Genomic DNA, 23,601 nt, shown 5'->3' with positions numbered 1-23,601 from the left:
AAATTTTAATATTGAGGCAGTAAATAGTGATTTTAGTTGTGATATTATGCTTGTCACTATAATATAAAGAGGTACATTACAGGAAGGGATGTTTTTACAATATGTTAGATAAATTAGATGCACTTTCTATCAATACGATTCGTACATTATCAATTGATGCAATTGAAAAGGCTAATTCCGGCCATCCAGGTATGCCAATGGGGGCAGCGCCAATGGCGTATAAACTATGGACCGAATATATGAACCATAACCCGAAAAATCCAGATTGGTTTAATAGAGATCGCTTTGTTCTTTCAGCTGGACATGGTTCTATGCTGTTATACAGCCTTCTTCATTTATCGGGCTATGGCTTATCTATCGATGATTTGAAAAGCTTCCGTCAATGGGGCAGTAAAACTCCAGGACATCCTGAATTCGGACATACGGCTGGTGTAGATGCAACTACCGGGCCGCTTGGACAAGGTATTGCAATGGCAGTCGGAATGGCAATGGCTGAACGTCACTTGGCTGAAAGCTATAACCGCGATTCTTATAATGTGGTCGATCATTATACATATAGCATTTGTGGAGATGGAGATTTAATGGAAGGTGTTTCTGCAGAAGCCGCTTCATTAGCTGGACATCTACAACTGGGAAGACTTGTTGTTTTATATGATTCTAATGATATTTCCCTTGACGGCGACTTAAGTCAATCATTTAGTGAAAGCGTAGCAGACCGGTTCAAATCTTATGGATGGCAATATATCCGCGTTGAGGATGGCAATGATCTTCAGGAAATTGCTAAAGCGATTGAAGAAGCGAAAACCGACGATGCACGCCCAACATTAATCGAAGTGAAAACGGTTATTGGTTACGGTTCACCAAACCGTTCAGGTAAATCTGCCGTTCACGGCGCTCCGCTTGGTGCAGATGAGCTTAAATTGACAAAAGAAGCATATAAATGGACATTCGAAGAGGACTTCCATGTACCTGAAGAAGTGTATTCACATTTCAATGAAGCTGTTGTTGATGCAGGTGCTCAAAAAGAAGAAGCTTGGAATGAATTGTTCAAAAATTACAAAGAAGCACATCCTGAGTTAGCACAGCAATTGGAGCTTGCCATCAAAGGTGAACTGCCTGCTGATTGGGATCAGGAAATTCCAGTCTATGAAGAAGGTAAAACATTAGCTTCCCGTGCTTCAAGTGGGGAAGTACTGAATGCGATCGCCAAAAAGGTCCCTAGCTTCATTGGGGGTTCTGCGGATTTAGCCGGATCTAATAATACTGCCATCAAAGGTGAGACAGATCTATTACCTGGTAATTACAGCGGCCGTAATATATGGTTCGGTGTACGTGAATTCGCTATGGGTGCGGCTTTAAATGGAATGGCACTTCATGGTGGCTTAAAAGTATACGGAGGAACATTCTTCGTATTCTCTGATTATCTACGTCCTGCCATAAGAATGGCAGCACTAATGGGACTGCCTGTAAACTATGTATTCACTCATGACAGCATTGCTGTAGGGGAAGACGGACCGACTCATGAGCCAATCGAACAATTAGCATCATTGCGCGCTATGCCTAACCTAGGGGTAATCCGTCCAGCTGATGGCAATGAAACGGCAGCAGCCTGGAAAGTGGCTATGGAGTCTACAAATAAACCAACTGCTCTTGTTCTGACTCGTCAAGGATTGCCAACAATAAAGGGCACTTCCGAAACTGCGTATGAAGGTGTTTCAAAAGGTGCTTACATCATCTCTGCTTCTAAGAAAGAAGTAGCCGATGCATTACTTCTTGCGACTGGTTCCGAAGTGAACTTGGCTGTGGAAGCACAGAATGCTTTAGCGAACGAAGGAATTGATGTTGCGGTAATCAGCATGCCATCATGGGATCGATTTGAAACTCAATCAAAAGAATATAAACAAAGCGTAATCAATCCGGCAGTGAAAAAACGTTTAGCTATCGAAGTGGCTTCACCGTTTGGCTGGGATCGTTATGCAGGTGATGAGGGTGAAATATTGGCCATCAATCATTTTGGAGCTTCTGCACCAGGCGGTAAAATCATGGAGGAATTCGGTTTCACTGTAGAAAATGTAGTTGCCCGTGTGAAAGAAATGCTTAAATAACAGTAATGCGGAACTGACACCAACTAGATTGGTGTCAGTTTTTTTATCAAAAAATCCTATTATACATATTGAATGTGCTTCTATACTAAAGGAAATCTTCCATTCGACAAAAAAAGAAGAAAATTTCTCCAGCAAACAACATATCTTTTTAGTTTGTCAATATATAATGAGAATAAATAAATTTCGTTTAAATGTGTCAGTTAAAGGGGAAAGTCATCAATAGTGGAAAATAGTGGACAGGTTGCTGGTAGTTAGATGTTTTCGTGACCAAAATAGGAAAGCTAGGAGGCATTGGCTGATGAGAACCTATCAAATTTATTTAATCGAAGATGAATTTGCCCATCATTATTATGGAAGAGAAAAGCTATTTTTCAATTTGTTTTTGGAATATATTCAAGCAAGGGGCAGACTGAAGAGTATTTTGCAAAAACAAATCGAATATGTCACCAAAAAAGTCCCGATTATCCAGTTGCAGTTTGCTATTGAACAACGTTTGCAAAAAAAGATGAATTATTGGACTCAAAATGGAAAATACTATTTAGAAAAAACAAACGGATCAAGTAAAGCCGTTTTAATCATTCAGAATGATTCCATTACTCTTGAAGCTGAAGGAGACTATGAAGCGGAGACGGCTTTCTTTGAAAGTATTCGAAAATATGAAGCGAGTTTTCTGGCCATTGATTTTGAACATGAAAAATACGGTTGGTTAAAACCGATAAAAGAAAGAAAATTTGTCTAAATGGGGGACTTTTCGGTAGCGGGTATTGTATAATAACCTTTGGTCTAGTACACTGATGTTAGACAACATGAAGGAGGAAATAGTATGTGGGTTTACATTCTAGTTGGCGTACTGGCATTGATTGCTGGAGTAGTGCTGGGATTTTTCATCGCTCGTAAATACATGATGGATTACTTAAAGAAAAATCCGCCAATTAACGAACAAATGTTGAAAATGATGATGATGCAAATGGGTATGAAACCATCCCAAAAGAAAATTAATCAAATGATGAGCGCCATGAATAAACAACAAACAAAATAAGATAGCATGAAACCTTGATATATCAATGTTCTTGGAAGATTGGATGCAAAATTTTATATAATATCGAAATGGATTTAGTCTGAATCCTTCCACCGATTTTATATAAAATTTTGGTTTATCTTTCATTTTTGTTTCTTAAGCCACTTTTTTCTGAATGAATGTTTCAGAAAAGGTGGTTTTTGTTTTGGAAGGGTAAGGTAAGTCCTCAATCTATGTGAGGGCTTTTTTATTTGGAAAGTTAAAACGCCAAAAAATTATACTTGTCCACACTTTCTATCAAAAGATGCATATACAGTATTAAGGAGGGTGGTTAGAATGATAAAAGACCTTGTAAAAAAATGTAAGGTGTGTTTTCCCATATGTGAACTTAAATTTGAACACAAATGTAAATTTAAAGACAACAAATGGGAATCAAAATTCAAATTGAAATCTAAATGTAAAAAATAATAAATCTTTTCTATTAATCTTTTTATTTAAGCACTATACAATAATGAGTTAGTGAATATAAAATTGATTAAAGTAATTATCCGAGTAATCGGGTGTTTTTTATTTGAATGTTTGTAAATAGAAAAACCATTCATGAAGAAAGAATGGATTTGTTGTCAATTTAGTGTATCTATAATTAAGGTTTAAATAATATCACCGAGTCTTACTTTAAGGATCTTTAACATGGGCAATAATAAAAGCGTAAAGTGGGGATTTCACTGCAATACTAAATCGCTCAACTATAGTGGAGGAAGCTGTTGAGGTTTTTGAGTTGACTTTTCTAACTGTAAATATTAATATTACAGTAATCCCCTTGAGGAGGATACGCAAAGTGAATAGTGATTTTACAATAGCTGTGCATAGTTTGGTCTATTTAGCTTATCTACCAGATCATATGGCAAGCAGTGAGTCCATTGCAGAAAACGTTTGTACAAACTCGGCTAGGATTCGGAAAATGATGAGCAGCTTAAGAAAAAAGGGATTTGTTAAGACTAAAGAAGGTGTGGGCGGAGGCTATATTCTAGACTGTAACCCTGAAGAGGTAAGTTTGGCGGATATTTATATAGCGGTCTCACATGGAACCCTGAAACCAAAGTGGTGTACAGGTGATCCGGAGAAAAAATGTGTCATATCTTCAAATACCCAGGTAGTCATGGATCAAATATTTGATGAAGCTGAATTATATTTCGAAAAATATTTAGAAGATATAACTCTCAGCACATTTTTGGAAAAAATTAAACAATGTCCGTGATATTGATTTAGTTTTTTCTTTGCACAAAATGTATATTTTATTAATACAGTTAATAACTATAGTTTCAATAATAAATGAACATAAAAGGGGTGCTAAGGAAATGGTTGAAAATAATCTGTTCAAAAATGGGGATTGGGTACAGGGAAAATCAAGAGATGGGGAACTAATCCATGGTTTCGTTGAAACCGTAAGCGATAATCGAGAAATCATTAAAGTGAATGTAGTTGAAAGTGACAATGAAAAAGCGGTTGGGAAATCGATTTGGATTCCGAGTAAATGGACTGAAAAACTGCCGGATCTAGAAATAAGTAACGAAGCTCATCTTTTGGCCTTAATTGATTTGGCTTTACTTTCTAAAGATGAAACATGGTTTATGGAGTTATCCGGTAAATTGGAATCCATCAAAATCCACCCGAAAATAACTGCCCGGAAATCAGAGGTTCAAATCCCGGGAAATAGAATCGCAAAACTTGATTTTAAATAGATGTGAGTAAAGATCATAAATATTTCGGATAATACAAGGAGGAAATGATCATGACAATAGAACATGTTACAGATGATAATTTTGCTAGTGAAATCAAGGAAGGCTTAGTATTGGTTGATTTTTGGGCACCATGGTGCGGTCCGTGTAAAATGATTGCCCCAGTTCTTAATGAAATCGATGAGGAAATGGGTAATCAGGTTAAGATCGTTAAACTTAATGTGGATGAAAATTCAGATACGACGAGCGAATATGGAGTGATGGGAATTCCAGCCCTTATTCTATTCAAAGATGGAGAAAAGGTAGATCAAGCTATTGGCTTCCAGCCAAAAGAAGCCATTTCGGCATTAATCGCAAAATATGCATGATTATAATCATAATACGCGGATGATATTGTGAATTAAGGACTTATACCAACCAACATGGTGGGTAACTAAATGGAGGATTACTAAATGAATTCTAAATATACACCATTATTTGAATCGTTCAATTTAGGAAAGAAATTAGAAGTGAAAAATCGATTGGTGATGGCACCTATGACAAATTTCTCTTCTAATCCTGACGGGACTGTAACCGACGCGGAAGTTAACTATTATGAACGTCGGTCAAGCGGGGTCGGTATGGTTATAACGGCATGTACTTACGTGACGGCTAATGGCAAAGGTTTCCACGGGGAATTTGGCGGAGATCAGGATGAATTGATACCTAGTCTAAGTCGTTTGGCATCAGCGATTAAAGCGAAAGGGGCAAAGGCAATTCTCCAGATTTTTCATGGCGGCCGAGAGGTTCCACCCGAATTGGTAAATGGTGATGTTGTCAGTGCAAGCAATATCCCATCGGAAGGTGAAGGGAAAGCAGTTCCACGTCCACTTTCTGAAATGGAAATAGAATCGATCATTCTCGACTTTGGTGAAACCACCAGACGTGCCATTGAAGCGGGATTTGACGGTGTCGAGATTCACGGTGCAAATGGTTACTTGCTACAGCAATTCTTTTCGCCGCATTCGAACCGTCGTGAAGACAAGTGGGGCGGTTCTCTTGAAAAGCGCCTGACTTTTCCATTAGCGGTTGTGGATGAAGTGAAAAAGGCGGTTGCCAAACATGCGAAGGATCCGTTCATCGTAGGTTACCGTTTTTCACCGGAAGAACCGGAAACACCAGGAATCACCATGGATGATACACTTGCATTAATTGATGGGCTTGTAACAAAGGATCTGGATTATCTTCATGTTTCATTAATGGATTTCTGGTCGAAAGCAAGACGGGGAACCGACGTTGACCGACCTCGGATAGAGATCATTAAAGAACGTATCGGAGATCAAGTTCCATTAATTGGTGTGGGTTCCATCTATACAGCAGATGATGCGATCAAAGCATTGCAGTCGGGGGTTCCGTTAATCGCATTAGGGCGTGAAATAATAATTGATCCGGAATGGGTACAAAAAGTGGAACAAGGCAGGGAAGCTGAAATCGTGACCAAAATAAACAAAGAAAATCAGCAGCAACTTGATATTCCAGACCCATTATGGCAAGCGATCATCCACTCTTCAGGATGGTTTCCGGGGATTGAATAAATAAACGTTCTTATATTAGTGAAATAAAAAATGCATAATGGTTTTCATATAACCCCGGATAAGGAACTCATATAAAAATGTTCCTTATCCAGGGTTATTTATGTTTATAGAAGAGTCATTGAAAAGAGTAAAGAATCTATATAGTTATTTTTAGATTGAATCCTTGAAAAGAAAGAATAATTGAGTGTTTTTTCCAACTGTTTATTTCTAAAGGCAATATAAAAAAGAGCACCCAATTCGAGTTATAGAAGAATATAATAATCATCGTTATCAATAGGGCTAAAGAAAAGGCCCTGGTACAATACCGGGACCACTTATTAGCTGCTTAGGCACTTTTTTTATTGCCCGTAAATAGGGGCACAGTTCATCTATACGACGAGGGCTTTATCTGTAAGTTTATTTTTTTGTCTTTTTCTCTCGTATTTTAGAGGGCAGATTAAATACAAAATGGTAACCAAAGTAGAAGTATATTAAAAAAAATAATGTATATTGCCATCCGGAAAACACTACATAGAATCTAATAAAAAAGTATACTAATCCAAGTAAAACGAAGTTTATTATTTCTAAATGATAAAATTTAATTTTAAACAATTAAAAGTTTATCCTTCCATTTCTAGGTTTATAATCGATTCCGTCAAGGTATATAGCTACCCTAGCTCCAATATCAAAATATACAATAGCATAGTTTATTGCATAAACAGCACTAACAGCAAGAGCAGGTGCTCCCCATGCAATTAATCGACTTTTAACTGTTTTAGTAAAAACTCTTGCTGCTTCTTTCTTCCCTTTCTTAACAATAAATGCTTTCACAGAACCAGCAGCTACTCCAAACACTGCCATGTCCAAAGCCACATTAATACCAACAGCAACTGTTTTTGATATTTTTGAGCATTTGCTACAGGCTCCCACGATACATCTAGATAACCTGTACCGGTGCCATCATCGTAAGGGATTGCTTCAACAAAAGGCGATTCCATGCGTTCGTATTTTGTATTAATAGTTCTACGTTCAATAATATTAGGTGCGGGTTTTGGTGCAGACACAGGTTTCCTTAGTGAATCTTCAAAGACAGCTAAATCAATCATAGACTTGTTTACTTCTGCTTTTGGCTGCTTCGTAGGCAACATTGAGACAAAGAGGGTGAGTGCCAAACTGCATAATAAGACTTTTGCAACAATTTTTTTCAATGGTTTCTCCTCCGTTAATTGTTTGAAAGGTTTGGAATAACCTTCCTCTTAACAATAAACAAAAGAGAATTATAATAAATTTCTAAAATAAAATGGGTTATTTTGAAAATGAAACACTATTAATTTGTTAGGTCCAGCGACAGCCTAACAATCTACTTTCGTTTATTGAAGGAATTTGTATAGCCTTCAGGCCTATTTTCATTGAAGAGGGGTTTCCCTATGCGGGAATGTTGTAAAATATCCGGTAGATCTTCATTTTTCCAATCTGGATAAATTTCAATAATGGATAGAAGACAAGAAACTGTATGAGAAGACTCTGATAATAATTGATATGAACTTTTAGACTAGTACCTAGGGACAATAGTAAATGTACTTGATTTTAAGGGGAATCTTAAATGGAAAATCACTTGTTGGAAGTCTGATCCTAATGCATTCGTACCAAAGATTAGAATCTGGAGAAAATATGCTCTGGTTCTTTCTAAGGAAAAAGTAAAAACACGGAGTGGTTAATGCCAACTCCGTGTTTTTCATAATATAGGGATTATAAAACCCAAGCTTCCTTAAAATAGAAAGGAATCAAGAGAGTAAGGTCCAGCTCCGGTTAGCGCAACGCCAATCGCCACTGCAAGAATGGCAAGATTATATTCATAACCGTTTTGAGTTGCCCAGTAGCCATTTGCTCCATGGACTTTAACGATCGCAACGAGCATTGTAAGTGCAATTAATATACCTGCAAAGGGTGTAAGGAGACCTAAAGCAAATAACGCTCCGCCAATAAGTTCAGATAGACCGGCAAATAGGGCCATGGTAATTCCTGGCTTCATCCCAATTGAATCAAACCAGCCTCCTGTACCTTTCAAGCCATGACCGCCAAACCACCCAAATAATTTTTGAGCTCCATGTCCAACAAACGATAACCCTATTACTATACGTATAACTAATAAACCAATACCAATCATTTATGATTCCTCCTGGAATTTATTTCGAATTTAGATATCTTTAATTCGAGATTTATGTTTAAAAAAACACAGTGATATTATCTCGAGTTAATTTATCTTTAATTAAAGATAATATTTTTTGATCGATTTGTCAAACACAATTTTTATCATTTAAATTTATAATGATTGCTTTAGAAAAAGGAACGAGGATAGGTGAGGTTTCCAGGTTGAATTTAAAAATAAATACATTTAGGTAGAAAAAACCACTCCTTTTATTTGTAAGGGATATCTATTAAACGAATAGCTCCATAGTCCATTGATAGTTTTGCAATTATGGTCTTTAAACGAATGCCCTCCTGCTACATACATCTTACACATGATTTCACACTGTTACTCGTGAGTTTTGTCACAGTACTAATGAATTTAGCTGTTTCCCTCGTAAATATTGCGTTTACTCGTGAATTCGCTCTATTTACTCGTCAGTTTAGCTGATTTACTCGTGATCAATATATATGGAAATCAATTGTGGCCGCCGACTTGGAAGTAAAGTTAAGGAATTGTTTAAGAACCGGCCGCCATTACTTAAGGTGTTTAGATAATCGAAAATACTTCATATGTGGTGGGTAGGGTGCTGCAACGAGGATTAAATAACGTACACAACCGGGTGTCACACTGGGGTAGGAAGTGGTCCGGACGGTTCTTCCATCTTAGCTGGATCTTCTGCTGTTATAGTTGTGACAAACTATGCTCCGACATCCCGATGTTGATATTGCAAAATGATTCATATGCATTATTTTAAATGGAAAAACAGGAAAACAGGCAGCGCACATAGTGCTTGCCTGTTTTTTAATATAGCAAATGTCATGCCTATGTATTCAAATTGTGAAAGAATGAAAAAGGGGAGATTGACAGCAAAATAAATCATATAATAACTTATGTGGTTATCAATGGGAGATGTACCGGATTAAAAATTTGTACCGGTTTTATAAAAAAGTTCATTATATTTATTTAGTAACTGATCAAGTTGCTGGCTATATTCAACGGCAACATGCGAGTTTAAACCATCTTTAGCGACAATTTTGATAAGTTCATTTCTCTTTATTTCAATCTGTTCGAGAAATTCATTCTTTTTAGCCATTATATTTCCTTTCTGGCCCCAACATTTATTTCAAGGTACCCTTAATTTATGTGTTCGTTGTAAAATCTGTATGAATATAACAATTATATCGGCTTGGACTAATGAATTCAAATAAGTTAACTTAGCCCGTCGCCCATCCAGTTATAAGCTATTGGTTGTCATGAAATATTCACAGTTCCATAAATGTATTTTTTTATCTTATTTGTTACAATGTTTATAGGTTGACATACATAGGAGTGAGCTTATTTGAATGATATTAATATGTTTTTAGCTTTTGGGGCGGGATTCCTGAGTTTTATTTCGCCGTGCTGCTTACCGCTATATCCGGCCTTTTTATCTTATATCACTGGTATGAGTGTAGGTGAAATCAAATCCGAGAACGCCATGCTTCAAAGAAGAAGCATGCTGCATACTTTATTCTTCCTTCTTGGGTTTTCCCTGGTTTTTATTGCAATTGGTTTTAGCACTTCATACTTAGGTTCTTTTTTCTCGGATTACAAAGAATTAATTCGTCAGATTGGTGCCATCCTGATTATCATTTTTGGTTTATTCATTGTAGGAATCTTTCAGCCGAAATCTTTGATGAAAGACAGTCGTTTTGAATTCAAGAATCGACCTAGCGGATATATAGGTTCCATTCTTATCGGACTGGCCTTCGCCGCTGGATGGACCCCTTGTGCAGGTCCGCTTTTAGGTGCTGTCATTTCACTGGGTGCAACGAATCCAAGTGCTGCCATGAGCTATATGACAGCCTATATTTTAGGATTTGCCATCCCGTTCTTCATATTATCCTTCTTTGTCGGAAAGTTGAAATGGATCAAAAAGTACAGCCAATACATCATGAAGATTGGCGGATATTTAATGATTATAATGGGTGTGGTTTTATTTTTTGATTGGATGACCAAAATAATTGCAGTCCTGTCTAGACTATTCGGTGGCTTTACAGGTTTTTAGTCCATAATAAGTTATTTTTTCAATATTATTCTAGTTGAGGCCTGCTATTAGTTCTTATGGTGTCCATTTCGTTGATTTTGGGTCTAAGGTCAGTCACTAAGTGGTTGATGAAGGCGGGATTGGGCGGTAAGCATTGAATATTATATAGAAATTAAATCCTGATCTAAGATATTAAGAAGGAATTTCAGGCCGCAAAGGTCATAATGCAAAAATGGTTGACGAAGGCTATAGAAGCCGGGGCGCAAGGTTTTATCGTCAAGCCTTTAATCGAGGGCGGGTATTGGAAGCATCATCAAAAGCGAGCTTAATTAATAAACACCTCCTTGTTTATCTTAAATAGGTAATATATACTTTGTTTATAAATTGAAGTCTTATATAATTTTTAATGGTACTTACCTATTATTAGTTAAAAGGGATGGTTAAGAGATGATATATATATCAACAGGTATAGCGATTGTGATGGCTATAGGTGTTTTCATATTACGGATGAAGGAAACGAAAAAACCAGTGAATGAAAAGAAAATCATTTTACCGCCGCTGTTTATGAGTACCGGTGCCTTGATGTTTATTTTCCCGATGTTCAGGGTCACTCGATACGAATTGTTGGAGGCTCTTGTTGCAGGGATGTTATTTTCCATCTTATTGATCAAAACATCTAAATTTGAAGTAAGAGATGAAAAAATTTATATTCTGCGCTCTAAAGCGTTCATATTCATATTGATTGGTCTCATGGTGATTCGACTGGTGGCAAAGCTGATGCTGGGAAGCACGATTGAAATCGGTGTATTGAGCGGAATGTTTTTCTTACTTGCTTTTGCGATGATCGTTCCGTGGAGAATTGCCATGCTTTATCAATATAAGAAAGTTAAAGCAGCCAGTTTCGGCGGAGGCAGTATGGTTTGATAATCAAAGGAATAATCTACAAAACCTGAGTCGTTATTCATGATGACTCGGGTTTTTCATTTCCATGGGTACTTCATTAGAAAAAAATCATGCCAAAAACCTAGTAATTTCATCCGGATTATATTATATTAGTATTATTATTATTTTACTTAAGGAGGAAACGGTACATGTTACAAATGATTGTGTTAGGGATTATTTGTGGTTTACTGCTGGGATTTGTGCTTCAAAGAGGCCGTTTCTGTGTTGTTGGTGCATATCGTGATTTAATTTTAGCTAAAGATGGAAGGATGTTTTTGGCTACATTTGTTGTTATAGCGATACAAAGTATTGGAGTTTATGCATTGAATGATACAGGGGTCATTCAGTTTGGAAATGATGGTTTTCCATGGCTGGGAACCATTGTGGGTGGCTTTATTTTTGGTATTGGTATGGTTCTGGCAGGAGGTTGCGCCACTGGAACATGGTATCGTGCCGGAGAGGGCATGATCGGAAGTTGGGTTGCCCTATTTGGATATATGCTAGGGGCAGCAATGACGAAATATGGTGTATGGAAAGTGGCAGGGGATAATCTGTTATCTTATCGTACTAATGATACGTATATTCATGAAACGTTAAATGTTTCGCCTTGGGTGCTTGTGATTATTGTGTCACTCTTGGTTGGCATATTGGTGATTCGTGAATTGAGAAAACCGAAACTTCCAATCTTTAAAATGAAACCGAAAAAAACGGGATTGGCCCACATCTTATTCGAGAAACGCTGGCATCCTTTTGTGACAGCATTATTGGTCGGCCTTATTGCAATCATGGCTTGGCCGCTAAGTGCAATGACAGGGAGAATGTTCGGACTTGGAATTACAGCGCCTTCCGCGAACATTTTAACTTTCCTTATCACTGGAGATGATGCGTTAATCGATTGGGGCACGTTTTTAGTAGTAGGAATTTTCCTAGGTTCTTTCATCGCTGCCAAAGGGAGCGGGGAATTCCGTTGGCGTTTGCCTGATATGAAAACGTTACGTAATAATGCAATTGGCGGTATAACCATGGGATTTGGTGCAAGTGTTGCCGGGGGATGCACAATCGGAAATGGCCTGGTGAACTCGGCGTTATTTGCTTGGCAAGGTTGGATTGCGATTGTCTTTTTCTTACTGGGTACATGGGTAGCAACATATTTCACGATTATCCGTAAGCAAAAGAAGGCGGCCGCTGCTTCCAAAGCGGCTTAAGATACAAGTCAAAAACTTTTTAATCAAGGAGTGGAATATTAAATGGCAAAAGTATTGGAAACGACTGGAATGGTATGTCCATTTCCTTTAGTGGAAGCAAAAGAAGCGATCGTGGACATGGCAAAAGGTGAGGAATTGATCATTAATTTCGATTGCACACAAGCAACGGAGAGCATTCCGCGTTGGGCTGCTACAGAAGGTCATGAAATCACTGAGTTCGAGCAAATCGATGACGCTAAATGGCGTATAATCGTTAAAAAAGGAAAGTAAATTGATTTGAAGAAAACGTGCTCAGGTTTCCTGTGCACGTTTTTTCATTTTTTCAAGGTTGAATAATTGGCGCTGAATGTTTCTAGTGATAACATGTCTTTAACCACTTTATTAAGGAGATGTTGATAATGGTTGACGAGGTCATTTTAAATGATGTTCCACTGCAAGTTACGGATTTTCTTTCTGAAACTGTAAAGGATTCTGAAGGTAAGGAAATCAGAAAAGTCAGTTTCAATTTCAAGGTCACACATAGTGAATATCATGATATTACTACACTTCTTTATCAGATGGTTTTTGATTTAAAGATTCCACAGTCAAACGAGGAGTTTCGTGCAGAGATTTTTAACTATGCAACTTCGGTCACGAATCTATATGAAGAAAATGCGGTAGGGGATTTTTCACTCGTCTTGCTGGAAGTGAACGGTCAAGAATGATTGCATTGCCAGTCTTGTAAAGATATGGGTTACTGTCTATAATAATAGTGACGATCATTCTATACATATGAGGTGGTACTTTGCTTAGCGGATGGTTTTTATGGTTCATTCTATTTTGGGTAGCCCTTTTAATTATATTGATGAGCATAGGTGGCTTTTTCATGTTTCGAAAGTTCCTGAAAAGATTTCCAAAAGAAGATGGGAAATCCGATATGGATTGGGAAGAATACTATTTGGATCAAACAAAGCACTTATGGTCAAAGCAGCAAAAGGAATTACTGGAAGATTTAGTGAGTCCTGTGCCAGAACTTTTTCGTGATGTTGCACGTCATAAGATTGCGGGAAAAATCGGGGAGTTGGCGCTAAAGGAAAAAGCGGGCGATATAACGGAAGATTTAGTGATACGCGGCTATATCATTGCCACACCAAAGCGGGACCATAAATTTTTGCAAAAAAAATTAGCTGAAAGAAAGGTGAATATGGGTCCATATGAACACTTATTCAGCTAATGATGAAAAAAGCAGACTCATTTGGAGTCTGCTTCAGTTTGTAGACAAAAGGGGTTCAGAATAAAAAAATTTCGAACCCCTTTTAAAATTCCCTTTGAAATTTTGACCAAAGATTAAGAGATTTGGGCTCTTCGAGCCACTAGGTTATGCTATTTTAGGACCTTGCCATGTCCACATGGCCATCTTCTTTAAATTAATGGCAGTTAAAGTAAGCATCGCTTGCATCGACAATTTTTTAAGTCCCCTTAAAGTAGTCCAACGCATACCTTGCTTTTCTTTTGCATCCGCGAATACACACTTAATCGTCGTATGGAACGAATAGCGAAGGTATATTGAATGAATGTCAGTTTAACTAAAATAACTGGATCATTACTTCGGCGTCCTACCTCTGAATACATATCTTTCACCAAGTCATAAATGAAAGTGAAGTCAATGGAAGCCTCCATTTTACGAACCAAATGGTTCGGCGGCACCAGTTGATCAAAAGTAATCATTTCAAGTTGTTCTCGTTGAATAGAATGATGTTTCGAAAGCATCCTCATCACCTCAAGTTTTAATAGATTTATTTTAAAACAAAAAAGACTGTAGGCAAAAGGAGTTCTATCCAAATTTTTAAACATAGTTGATTGGAGCAGGTGTGCGAGACTCCTGTGGGAATAGCGAGTCTAAGGGAGACCCCACAGGCGCGAGTGCGCCGAGAAGGCTCCCGGACCGCCCGCGGAAAGCGAGTGCCTGAAGTGGAAATCAACGTCAAAATTTGTACAAGCAAAAAAAATGTAGACAAACTCGATTTTCATCGCGTTTGTCTAAATTCAGAAGCAGACTCATTTGGAGTTTGCTTTTTGCATTTGAATAAGGAAAAGAATGGAGCTGTGTGGTAAAAATTAGAACGTTTGTACCCAAACCATGCTATTCGTTAAATTTTTGATATAATAATAGTAAGTAAAATTTAGGACGGAGTGAAACTATGAAATTTATCCATACGGCTGATTGGCATTTAGGTAAAATCGTTCACGGGGTACATATGACAGATGACCAAAGGCATGCACTCTTGCAATTCATAGAAATTGTCGAAGAGGAAAAACCGGATGCCGTGGTGATTGCCGGTGATTTATATGATCGTTCCGTTCCGCCGACTGAAGCGGTGGAGCTTCTTGATGAAATCCTTTATACGATTAATGTGAAAATGAATACACCGATCGTTGCGATCTCGGGAAACCATGATTCTGCGGAAAGACTCGCATTCGGTTCATCATGGTATCGTCATAGTCAGTTATACATTCATGGGAAATTGACAAAAACATGTGAGCCGGTTCGCATCAAGGGCGTGAACTTTTATTGTGTTCCTTATGCAGAACCTGGGACGGTCCGCCATCTTTTTGAAGATGATAGTATCCATTCCCATCAAGAAGCAATGAAGCGGATAACCGGAACGATAGCCGAGAATTTCAATATGGATGAGCCGAATGTCTTTGTAGGACATGCTTTTGTATTAGGCGGAAAAACGAGCGATTCGGAAAGGGTCTTGTCGGTAGGTGGTTCTGGCTGTGTCTCATCCGACTTATTCGATGCGTTCGATTATACGGCACTTGGGCATTTACATAGTCCAGACGCGATACGTCATCCTAAGGTGTTTTACTCTGGATCACTATTAAAATATTCTTTTTCCGAGGCCAAGCAGAATAAATCGCTTTCCATCGTCGATATGCAAGAAGATGGAAGTTTTAATATACGCTATCGTTCTTTGACACCCAAATTCGATATGAGGGAAATATCCGGGGTTATGGAAGAGTTGCTTGATCCCGCTTTCTATCAATCGCAAAAAAGGGATGACTATTTGAAAATAACACTAAATGATGAGGGTGCACTCATCGATCCTATTAACCGCTTGCGTCAGATTTATCCGAACGTACTTCATCTGGAGCGAAAATGGGATTTGACCGACCTTAGGAGGAAAAATTCCTTCACTTCTGTAAAAGATGAAAAGAAATCAGAATTGGACCTGTTTGAAACGTTTTATCAAGAAATGACAGATAGGGACTTTGATACACAAAAGCAGGATTTGATGGTTTCGGTAATTGAAGCTGTTAAGAAAGAGGAGGCTTTGAAATGAGACCGGATATTTTAACGATGCAGGCTTTCGGACCATATGCAGGAAGGGAAACCATTGACTTTAATTCCCTTGGGGAACGGACCATGTTTGTCATCTCTGGAAAGACAGGCGCAGGGAAAACAACGATATTTGATGGGATTAGTTTTGCGATATATGGAAAAGCCAGCGGTGAAGATCGGAGCGGGCAAGATTTACGAAGTCAGTTTGCCGAAGATGACCTGTTGACTGAAGTATCATTACAATTTATCCTGCGTGGAAAAACGTATTTGGTGACCCGGTCGCCACAGCAGGAACGGAAGAAAAAAGCAGGTGAAGGAACAACTACGGTTGGAGCAAAGGCTGAATTATATGAGGTATTGCCTGAAGGAAAAAAATTGCTGGGTGCGAATGTACGGGAAGTTGAAGAAAAAATAAAAGTACTCATTGGACTTGATGCGAACCAATTCCGGCAAATCCTGATGATTCCACAAAATGAATTCCGAAAACTGTTAACTTCCGACAGCAAGGATAAAGAACAGATTCTCCAGAAATTATTTCATACTGAACTTTATAAACGAATAGAAGAAAAATTAAAAGAAGAGGCTTCCATCCTAAGAAAACAAAGCGAAAAAAGTGCTCAGCGGCGAATTGAATTGATGAAAGGCATCCATCCTGGAAATCATGAAGAGCTGCAGGCGCAATTGCAAGGTGAAGAGCCTAATGAACAGCAGGTTTTACCGTTGTTACAGGAAGTCATTGTGCAAGCAACAGAAAAAAATGAATATATTAATAACCAAATACAGGAAAAGCAAAAAGCTCGTGATCAAGTAAATCAAGAGCTTTCAAAAGCTGTCGATTTATTAAATCGATTTTCGGAAAAAGAAAAACTTCGAAAAGAAAAAGAGGCCCTTGAAGCAAAGCTGCCAGAAATGGAACTAGTGAAAGTCCAAATGAAAATGGCACACAAAGCGGCTTCACTTGAAAAGCAGGAACAATACTATTTGCGAATTGGCAAACAAGTGCAAGATGCGAATGCCGAACTTCAAAAGTTAAGTGAGCAGTCCGAGAAGTTACGTACTGAGCGCATTGAGAAGCAGGATTGCTATGATAAGGAAATGTTGAAGGAAAATGAAAGAGAGCAGGCAGTCCGAGCTGTTCATCAGCTTGAGCAGGTAAAAGAGGCTGTCATGACTTTTGCAAGCTTAAAAGCACAGGTTACCTTAGATGAAAAAGAGTGGCAAACCTGTAAACGACTTCGTGAAAAAACTGTTTCGGAACATATGTCGGTCGAAGCGGAAGCTGAGAAAGTCGCTCAAGAAAAAACAGAAGCGGAAAAAGCGGCTGTTCTTTATCGTGATCAGGAAATTGAAGCAGAAAGAAATCATTCAGCTTTATCGAAAATTAAAAAGCTTCAAGAAGTTCTTTATGAAATCCAGAATACGAAACGGGTGCTGGATGAAAAGAATAATCGGTTCCAGGAGTTACAAAGAATACAAATTCAGGAGAAGGAAAAACTGGAAACCCTGAACCGAAACTGGCGATCAGGCCAAGCGGGTATGCTTGCTTCCATGTTGCACTCTGGAGAAAATTGTCCTGTGTGCGGTTCACAAAGTCATCCAAAACCAGCACAGATACATGAGCATATGCCGACGGATTTGGAACTGAAAGAGCAAGAAAACAAGCTGAAAACGGCGGAACAACAAAAAAGCCAAGCTGAAAGTGAATATTATCAAGCGAAATCCAAATATGACGCACTGTTAGAGTCTTCACAAGAGAAGCTAAGTGACTTACAAAATGACATGCCGGAGTTTAGGAATGAAGATATTAATGAGCATTTGCTGCAGTTTGTACAAAAAGGAAAAGTGCTGCAAGAACAGCTAAAAGAATTGATGCGGAAAAAGTCAGTATTAAATGATCTGGAAAAAAGGTTGCTGGATTTAAAAGAGAAAGCATCCGAGCTAAAGGAAAATCTGATCTCTTTAGAGAGAAAAGAGGACCAAGGGAAAACCAGGTATATTGAAAACTCTACAAAACTAACAGGATTAACCGATTCCCTGCCAGACGGAATACGGACAGAGGAAGAATATAATGCAGCTTATCTAATGGCTGTAAATACGCAGAAACGCTTACAATCGGCCTTGGAAGTTGCACAAAAAAACCTTCAACTGGTGAAGGAAAGAGAATCGGCCATCCGTGCAAAAAAAGAATCCCTAAGTGGAAATATCGAGGCTTTAAATACAGAATTGAAAGAGGAGCGGGAAAAGTTAATTGCGGATATGACCAATCAAGGTTTTTCCAATTATAAAGAATATACGGCAGCAAAAATATCGGAAGCAGCTCTTGGAAATTTGGAGGACCAAGTTCAGCAGTATAATCAAAATTGGCAAAGTGTTTTAAGTCTGTTTCATGATTTGGAAATGAAATTAAAAGATGTGACCAAACCGGATCTTGAAGGATTGAAAAAGACATTCGATTTCATAGATGAAGAATTGGAGTCGTTACGCCAAAAACAGAATGAGTTGCAGGCTGAAAAACGGACTAACGAAGAAATCCAAAGGAAATTGGCGCAAATTAGGGAAGAACAGAAAAGTTTGGATGAAAGGTACAGTATCGTCGGTCATCTGTCTGAGATTTCCAAAGGTCAAAACTCCTTCAAAATAACTTTTGAACGTTATGTACTGGCAGCCTTTTTAGATGATATCTTAAAAGAAGCCAATTCAAGGCTGCTGAAAATGACAAGCGGAAGATATCAGTTATTGCGAAAGCTTGATCCTACACGAAGGAATATCCAGAGCGGTCTGGAGTTATCTGTGTATGATCAATATACAGGACAAGAGAGGCATGTCAAAACCCTTTCGGGAGGAGAGAGCTTTAAGGCTTCCCTTGCACTTGCCTTGGGTCTTGCGGATGTTGTCCAGCAGAATGCTGGCGGAATTTCACTTGAAACGATGTTCATCGATGAAGGTTTCGGTACGCTCGACCCTGAATCTCTTGATCATGCAATTGAAGCATTAATGGATATACAAAGCACCGGGAGATTGGTCGGGATAATATCCCATGTCCCGGAATTGAAAGAAAGAATCGATGCCCAGCTTCAAGTCATTTCGACACAAAAAGGAAGTCGGACGTCCTTTTATTTTGCTGGTTAATCAAGAAAAAAGAATGGCTAAGGGGGAAGTGGTCCCTAGGCCATTCTTTTTATTTTTATGAACGAACTACTCAATGTTAATATCTTCAGCTGTTTTTCCGGGGGAAAACTTATGGATGCGAATCACCAATATCGGATTCGAGAATTCAGCGGTAATTCTTCGTGAGCAAATCGAAAAAGGGAAAGGGATCTTTCTCTGTGTGGGGAGCTTATCTTCTTTTTTTTCAAGAAATGGCTTATGAGTATCGTCAACGATGATCGATAGCTCATTATCACTTAGGCATACTTTAATATCTTTCACATCATGATCTTCCAAAACCGCTTCCACCATATACTCATCGTCACTTTCGTATATATCAATTGAAAAAAGTTGATGATCCAACGCACAAGTTTCCGGATCCAGAAAAAAACTTTTTACCCATTCATCAAACTTTTCAACCTCAGTCATTTGCGATCCATGTTGATTGTCTTGCATGTTGATACCCCCGGTTTTCCTTTGAGGTATTATATGTTGGAGCATGAAGAATGGTGATTGAAAAAGTGAAATTGAAGATGATAAAAGATTCCGTGAAATTGGTTCGAAAAATGTAAAAAGCAACTAAAGCAACTAAAGCAAAGAAACGATTGGTATGCAGGTATTAAAAAGCAGAACAAGTTATAAAAGAAAGGGTCATTTCTATATGATTTGACCTCGGTTTGTAGACAGAATATGTTCGGAATTAAAATCCAATTACATTTTGAAATTCCCTTACATCCTCATTACCGTAAGTTCAAAAAATTCTAAGGATATTAGGCAAAAGGGTTCAATCCAAAAGTTTAAAACAAAGTTAACCTAATGAATGTAGTTGAAGAATTTGTTTCCTTTTGTCCATTTGGCGAAGAAGCATGTACCATTATAGATCAAAGCAATGGCAAAAAAAAAGATGATGGTTATAAAGGAGTACATGTGAATATTCGGCCAAATAATACTATGATACCAATAGAAATTCAATTTTGGACAAGACCTCATTCGCTGTTAAACGAATACTTGCATGCTAATATATACAAAATAGATAATACTGATTTAAATCAGTATGCATTAGATGTAAGGGGCTGGCTGGAAGCTGTTCCAACTATACCCGAAAGTGACGGTATTTCGGTTCAATCATATGTTGATTTTATATATGAAATGGCCTTCAATAGTGAATATGATGGTTTAGAAGATGAATTCGAAGAAGACAAATAATAAAACGGGGATGTTTTTTATCTTTCAATTTAACGAAGAGGTGAGTGACAATGAGAAGAAGTAGGACGTTTATTTATTCTATAAATTCAAAAAACACATTAATTCTTGAAGCCCACTCCAGATGCAGTCAAAGATGCTTATTTGTATATCAAAGACATAATGCCGATGGCTGACATTGGAATTTTCGGAGCAAAAGACATTAAACCCTTCGAAGAACTAACAGAGATTTAAAATCCATCCTTCTTATTAAAGATATAGAGGCATATGTATAATCTTTGTCTGAGGTAAAAAATCATAAAGTGTTGGCATATCCCCCCTGTAAAGAGGGGTTTTTTGCGTGCAAACGGAACTAATAATCTGGAATAATCGTACATTAAGAAGGCCCTGTACTTTCTATCTTCTGCATCGATTATTTGAATAAGGAATTAAAAACCATCTCTAGACAACCTTCTCTACTGGGCATTAACTAATTTTAAAATCATTGATGATAAAATATTTTTAATATTATTACCTTTATTATTAATATCTTTCAACATGGTATTTGGAGAATGAAATTACAAGTATTCAAGGTGTTCAAGCAGGAGCTCCTTGGGTGACATCAGCAGGAAATGGCAAGGTAGGATGGGCACTACAACAAGATTATGCAGAAGCTGCGGCATCGGTACTATCTGGTAACGGACACGAAAATACAATCTATGAGCTTTCTGGCAAGTTATTGACTCAGGAAGAACTTGCATCTGCAGTTGGTAATGTATTGGGTAAAGAAGTACCTGTTCAACAGGTTGATGATGCTACTTATGCTGATATTATGAAAAATGTTGGCTTATCTGATTTCCTTATTCCTATGCTCATTGATATCCAAAAAGGCGTTCGAGAAGGCACCCTTGAAGTAGAAAGCAATGATTTCGAAAAACTTCTTGGACGGTCAGCTACACCAATTAGTGAGGGCTTAACTCAAATCATTAAAGGTATCTCTTAAACAGCATAATTAAACTTAGTTTGGGTCTTTCATCAGTTTACTGAACTGTTGAGACGCCTTTTCTTCCATATTAAAAGTCATATGTGCGTAAATGTTCAAGGTGGTGTTTATGTCAGTGTGGTCTAAACGCTGTTGAATTTCTTTAATACACACACCGGCCTCAATGAGTAGTGAGGTATGAATATGCCGAAAAGAGTGTGGTGTAATATTCTTTTCAATTTCCGCCTTCTTAAGCAACCTCTTTAGCCTTGTTTCGAAAACCTTTCTTAATTGTGGATACCCATCATCCCTGGCGAATATAAAATCCTCATTCCCCCTTTTTATTAAAATTGGCGATTGAATGGAGATTAAGAAAAGTCATGGCTGATAGTGGAATATGGTCCGGTGCCGAGTTGGGTAGGCTATTGGAGTATAAAGCAGAGTATAAACTATCTCCACCATCAATTAGCGCATTATTAACTGGTGAGCCTAAGCAAGTAAAGACTCAAACAATGGATGCACTATGTACTGCACTAGAAGGTACTCCCAATGATTTATGGAAACATACTCCTACACCTGTGAAAAAACTTGAAAGGCCAATGAATAATAAGTTGGCAAAGGGAGTTAATGAATCCATTTCTGAAGACAATAGGGTAAGGGGTGAGAATTTTACCCCCACCCCAACTATTGACAAAGACCCGTTTAATATTGATAGGTAATTGCGATCCACTTGTGGCAGAAGGATTGCTCACCAATGGAAACATATCTACTGTATGCGGATAAACTTAAACAATACCCGCGGTGAAGAGTTTATGTAGCCACCAATAGAAGTCTATTCTTTGTTTAAAATGATTAACTTATTTAAAGTTAGATTCATATTTAGCTCTCATTCCTCTAAGGTCGTTCACTGGCTCTGCGCCATTTTCAGTAATGATCACTGTAGGTTCAACTCGAACACCGCCAAATGGAAATCCATGAAGGTCAAATTTAATCCCAAAACACATATTTGGTTCGAAAATGAATTCACTATTAGGTCCTAAGTCAGGTGTTTCTACCACTTCTAGACCAACTCCATGGCCAATTGCTCTCATTCCTTTTGTATAGGGAAGGAAGTAGTCTTCTAAACCTGCATTTTCACAGATGCGTAGGGTTTCCTGGAACAATTGTTTACCTGTCATACCCGGCTTTATGAATTCAACCATACGTTGGTTTGTATCATAGGCAAAATCCATGATTCTGATTTGTTCTTCTGTAGCACCCTCCATGGCGACTGTAATACCGGTATCGGAACAGTATCCCTCTACCATAGGGTTAAAATCCAACCACACATAATCTCCACGTTCAATTTTACGTTCCATTGGTCTCCAAGTAGGTAGATTCGTATGGTCAGGACCTGAAACTACTAAGTAAGCGGACCCGATTTCACCGCCTTGTGAACGTGTTACATATTCACCGATTGCCGATAATTCGATTTCTGTTTTTCCGATTTCTAGTTTCTTGAGCGCAGCTAGAATACTGTCGTCAGCCAATTTCCCTGCCTTACGGATTAAATCTAATTCAGCTTTGCTCTTATATAACCTTTCTTGTACGACAATATGTCCAGCATCTACTATGTTAATGCCATCTCTTACAAACGCTTTTTCCATTTCCCGGTATAAAGAGATCGGGAATAATTCTTCACCAACTACACCAACTGTTTTTACTTCATAAGGAAGCTCACTCACATACTGTGGTAAAAGCGCTTCCATTTCATAAATGTTATTAACATTCTTAATCCAAGAGAAACGTTTTGCAGCGAAACGATTTAGGTTTCCTAAGAATGCTTGGATTTCACCTTCTAAAGGTATGAAAAGGGCATGTGCAGATTCTTCAATACAGTTGATCGTACGGAAATTTGTGTAATAGAAAGAATATCCAGGATGGTACTCATCGCTATATACGAAAAGAACGTCTATACCCTGCTTTCTCATTTGTTCCCTTGTCCGTTTTAACCTTCTTTCAAATTCTGTGGATAATACTCCAACTGTCATTATTAATTCCCCCATCCATTTTTTAATTACTTAATGTGAGCGTTCACAAATTAAACATTATGGGATATAATGGGTGAAGTCAAGATATTTTCTGAAAATTCTTTAAAATAAAATAATTTTGATGACGAGTATTGACATTTGTGAAGGTATAGTGTT

The 23,601-nt window shown here is 38.0% G+C and carries 22 protein-coding genes and 5 pseudogenes; 18 read left to right on the top strand and 9 right to left on the bottom strand.

The features are described 5' to 3' along the window. The first annotated feature begins 101 nt into the window (after positions 1-101). The 7 genes from tkt (at position 102) to AC1DIV_RS14790 (ending at position 6,436) form a co-directional block, all read left to right on the top strand. A complete protein-coding gene (tkt, locus tag AC1DIV_RS14820; RefSeq protein ID WP_318290806.1) occupies positions 102-2,105 on the top strand; it encodes a transketolase in 2,004 nt (667 codons plus the stop codon). Positions 2,106-2,403: 298 nt separating this feature from the next. Continuing rightward, entirely contained in the window at positions 2,404-2,844 is a 441-nt protein-coding gene (sirA, locus tag AC1DIV_RS14815) for a sporulation inhibitor of replication protein SirA (protein ID WP_053534613.1), read from the top strand. A gap of 84 nt (positions 2,845-2,928) precedes the next feature. Continuing rightward, a complete protein-coding gene (locus tag AC1DIV_RS14810) occupies positions 2,929-3,144 on the top strand; it encodes a YneF family protein (RefSeq protein WP_034312934.1) in 216 nt (71 codons plus the stop codon). 817 nt (positions 3,145-3,961) lie between these two features. Continuing rightward, on the top strand, positions 3,962-4,381 hold the full coding sequence (locus AC1DIV_RS14805) for an RrF2 family transcriptional regulator (protein ID WP_034312932.1): 420 nt from the start codon (positions 3,962-3,964) through the stop codon (positions 4,379-4,381). A 100-nt stretch (positions 4,382-4,481) separates the two neighbouring features. Continuing rightward, positions 4,482-4,865 carry an IDEAL domain-containing protein gene (locus AC1DIV_RS14800; protein ID WP_053534614.1) on the top strand — a complete coding sequence of 128 codons (384 nt, stop codon included), beginning with the start codon at positions 4,482-4,484 and terminating at the stop codon, positions 4,863-4,865. 50 nt (positions 4,866-4,915) lie between these two features. Then, a complete protein-coding gene (trxA, locus tag AC1DIV_RS14795; protein ID WP_034312928.1) occupies positions 4,916-5,230 on the top strand; it encodes a thioredoxin in 315 nt (104 codons plus the stop codon). 84 nt (positions 5,231-5,314) lie between these two features. Further along, positions 5,315-6,436, top strand: a complete 1,122-nt coding sequence (locus tag AC1DIV_RS14790; RefSeq protein ID WP_340875998.1) for an NADH-dependent flavin oxidoreductase — start codon at positions 5,315-5,317, stop codon at positions 6,434-6,436. 591 nt (positions 6,437-7,027) lie between these two features. Here the strand turns inward: AC1DIV_RS14790 and AC1DIV_RS14785 are convergent. The 4 genes from AC1DIV_RS14785 to AC1DIV_RS14770 form a co-directional block, all read right to left on the bottom strand. Continuing rightward, a complete protein-coding gene (locus AC1DIV_RS14785) occupies positions 7,028-7,276 on the bottom strand; it encodes a hypothetical protein (protein WP_477576736.1) in 249 nt (82 codons plus the stop codon). After that, positions 7,258-7,623, bottom strand: a complete 366-nt coding sequence (locus tag AC1DIV_RS14780; protein WP_477576734.1) for a hypothetical protein — start codon at positions 7,621-7,623, stop codon at positions 7,258-7,260. The genes AC1DIV_RS14785 and AC1DIV_RS14780 overlap by 19 nt, the downstream gene beginning before the upstream one ends. Positions 7,624-8,183: 560 nt before the next feature. Then, entirely contained in the window at positions 8,184-8,582 is a 399-nt protein-coding gene (locus tag AC1DIV_RS14775) for a DoxX family protein (RefSeq protein ID WP_034312918.1), read from the bottom strand. 943 nt (positions 8,583-9,525) lie between these two features. Next, positions 9,526-9,699, bottom strand: a complete 174-nt coding sequence (locus AC1DIV_RS14770; protein ID WP_072272814.1) for an aspartyl-phosphate phosphatase Spo0E family protein — start codon at positions 9,697-9,699, stop codon at positions 9,526-9,528. Between the two features lie 246 nt (positions 9,700-9,945). Here AC1DIV_RS14770 and AC1DIV_RS14765 point away from each other — a divergent pair, with 246 nt between their 5' ends. The 6 genes from AC1DIV_RS14765 to AC1DIV_RS14740 all read left to right on the top strand — a co-directional run bounded on the left by AC1DIV_RS14765 (position 9,946) and on the right by AC1DIV_RS14740 (position 13,992). After that, positions 9,946-10,653, top strand: coding sequence for a cytochrome c biogenesis protein CcdA (locus AC1DIV_RS14765; RefSeq protein ID WP_034312916.1), 708 nt, complete (start codon positions 9,946-9,948; stop codon positions 10,651-10,653). A 426-nt stretch (positions 10,654-11,079) separates the two neighbouring features. Beyond that, the gene (locus AC1DIV_RS14760) at positions 11,080-11,556 is read left to right on the top strand and encodes a CcdC family protein (RefSeq protein WP_034312912.1); all 477 of its coding nucleotides are present in this window, start codon (positions 11,080-11,082) and stop codon (positions 11,554-11,556) included. Between the two features lie 167 nt (positions 11,557-11,723). After that, complete coding sequence (locus AC1DIV_RS14755; protein ID WP_477576732.1) at positions 11,724-12,779, top strand: YeeE/YedE thiosulfate transporter family protein; 1,056 nt, start codon at positions 11,724-11,726, stop codon at positions 12,777-12,779. 42 nt (positions 12,780-12,821) lie between these two features. Continuing rightward, complete coding sequence (locus tag AC1DIV_RS14750; RefSeq protein ID WP_048685981.1) at positions 12,822-13,049, top strand: sulfurtransferase TusA family protein; 228 nt, start codon at positions 12,822-12,824, stop codon at positions 13,047-13,049. A 128-nt stretch (positions 13,050-13,177) separates the two neighbouring features. After that, positions 13,178-13,483, top strand: a complete 306-nt coding sequence (locus tag AC1DIV_RS14745) for a DUF3219 family protein (protein ID WP_048685982.1) — start codon at positions 13,178-13,180, stop codon at positions 13,481-13,483. An 80-nt stretch (positions 13,484-13,563) separates the two neighbouring features. Further along, positions 13,564-13,992 (top strand): DUF2621 domain-containing protein, encoded by a 429-nt coding sequence (locus AC1DIV_RS14740; protein WP_034312903.1) that lies wholly within the window; start codon positions 13,564-13,566, stop codon positions 13,990-13,992. 144 nt (positions 13,993-14,136) lie between these two features. Here the strand turns inward: AC1DIV_RS14740 and AC1DIV_RS14735 are convergent. Both AC1DIV_RS14735 and AC1DIV_RS14730 read right to left on the bottom strand, forming a co-directional pair. Then, positions 14,137-14,298: pseudogene (locus AC1DIV_RS14735) on the bottom strand (transposase); the annotation flags it as partial. Beyond that, positions 14,295-14,528: pseudogene (locus AC1DIV_RS14730) on the bottom strand (transposase); the annotation flags it as partial. The pseudogenes AC1DIV_RS14735 and AC1DIV_RS14730, both read right to left, overlap by 4 nt. Before the next feature lie 431 nt (positions 14,529-14,959). Between AC1DIV_RS14730 and AC1DIV_RS14725 the strand changes: the two are divergent. Both AC1DIV_RS14725 and AC1DIV_RS14720 read left to right on the top strand, forming a co-directional pair. After that, on the top strand, positions 14,960-16,105 hold the full coding sequence (locus tag AC1DIV_RS14725; protein ID WP_340876001.1) for an exonuclease SbcCD subunit D: 1,146 nt from the start codon (positions 14,960-14,962) through the stop codon (positions 16,103-16,105). Beyond that, positions 16,102-19,233: an SbcC/MukB-like Walker B domain-containing protein gene (locus tag AC1DIV_RS14720; protein WP_477576730.1), complete on the top strand. Its 3,132-nt coding sequence runs from the start codon at positions 16,102-16,104 to the stop codon at positions 19,231-19,233. The genes AC1DIV_RS14725 and AC1DIV_RS14720 overlap by 4 nt, the downstream gene beginning before the upstream one ends. Positions 19,234-19,299: 66 nt before the next feature. Here the strand turns inward: AC1DIV_RS14720 and AC1DIV_RS14715 are convergent, their stop codons facing one another. Then, positions 19,300-19,707, bottom strand: coding sequence for an Hsp20/alpha crystallin family protein (locus tag AC1DIV_RS14715; RefSeq protein ID WP_034312897.1), 408 nt, complete (start codon positions 19,705-19,707; stop codon positions 19,300-19,302). A 360-nt stretch (positions 19,708-20,067) separates the two neighbouring features. On the opposite strand from AC1DIV_RS14715, the gene AC1DIV_RS14710 reads away from it, so the two are divergent. Together AC1DIV_RS14710 and AC1DIV_RS14705 are read left to right on the top strand one after the other, a co-directional pair. Next, positions 20,068-20,457 (top strand): nucleotidyltransferase family protein, encoded by a 390-nt coding sequence (locus tag AC1DIV_RS14710; protein WP_477576728.1) that lies wholly within the window; start codon positions 20,068-20,070, stop codon positions 20,455-20,457. Positions 20,458-20,986: 529 nt separating this feature from the next. Beyond that, positions 20,987-21,436 (top strand): annotated as a pseudogene (locus AC1DIV_RS14705) (Rossmann-fold NAD(P)-binding domain-containing protein); the annotation flags it as partial. Positions 21,437-21,451: 15 nt separating this feature from the next. Here the strand turns inward: AC1DIV_RS14705 and AC1DIV_RS14700 are convergent. Further along, a pseudogene (locus tag AC1DIV_RS14700) lies at positions 21,452-21,739 on the bottom strand (tyrosine-type recombinase/integrase); the annotation flags it as partial. Between the two features lie 32 nt (positions 21,740-21,771). On the opposite strand from AC1DIV_RS14700, the pseudogene AC1DIV_RS14695 reads away from it, so the two are divergent. Further along, a pseudogene (locus tag AC1DIV_RS14695) lies at positions 21,772-21,987 on the top strand (helix-turn-helix domain-containing protein); the annotation flags it as partial. Between the two features lie 285 nt (positions 21,988-22,272). Here AC1DIV_RS14695 and AC1DIV_RS14690 read toward each other — a convergent pair. Next, entirely contained in the window at positions 22,273-23,445 is a 1,173-nt protein-coding gene (locus tag AC1DIV_RS14690) for a M24 family metallopeptidase (RefSeq protein WP_477576726.1), read from the bottom strand. Positions 23,446-23,601 lie beyond the last annotated feature (156 nt).

This window comes from Peribacillus sp. 05N428 (genome assembly GCF_056397085.1).
This window is presented reverse-complemented; position numbering and strand designations above follow the sequence as displayed.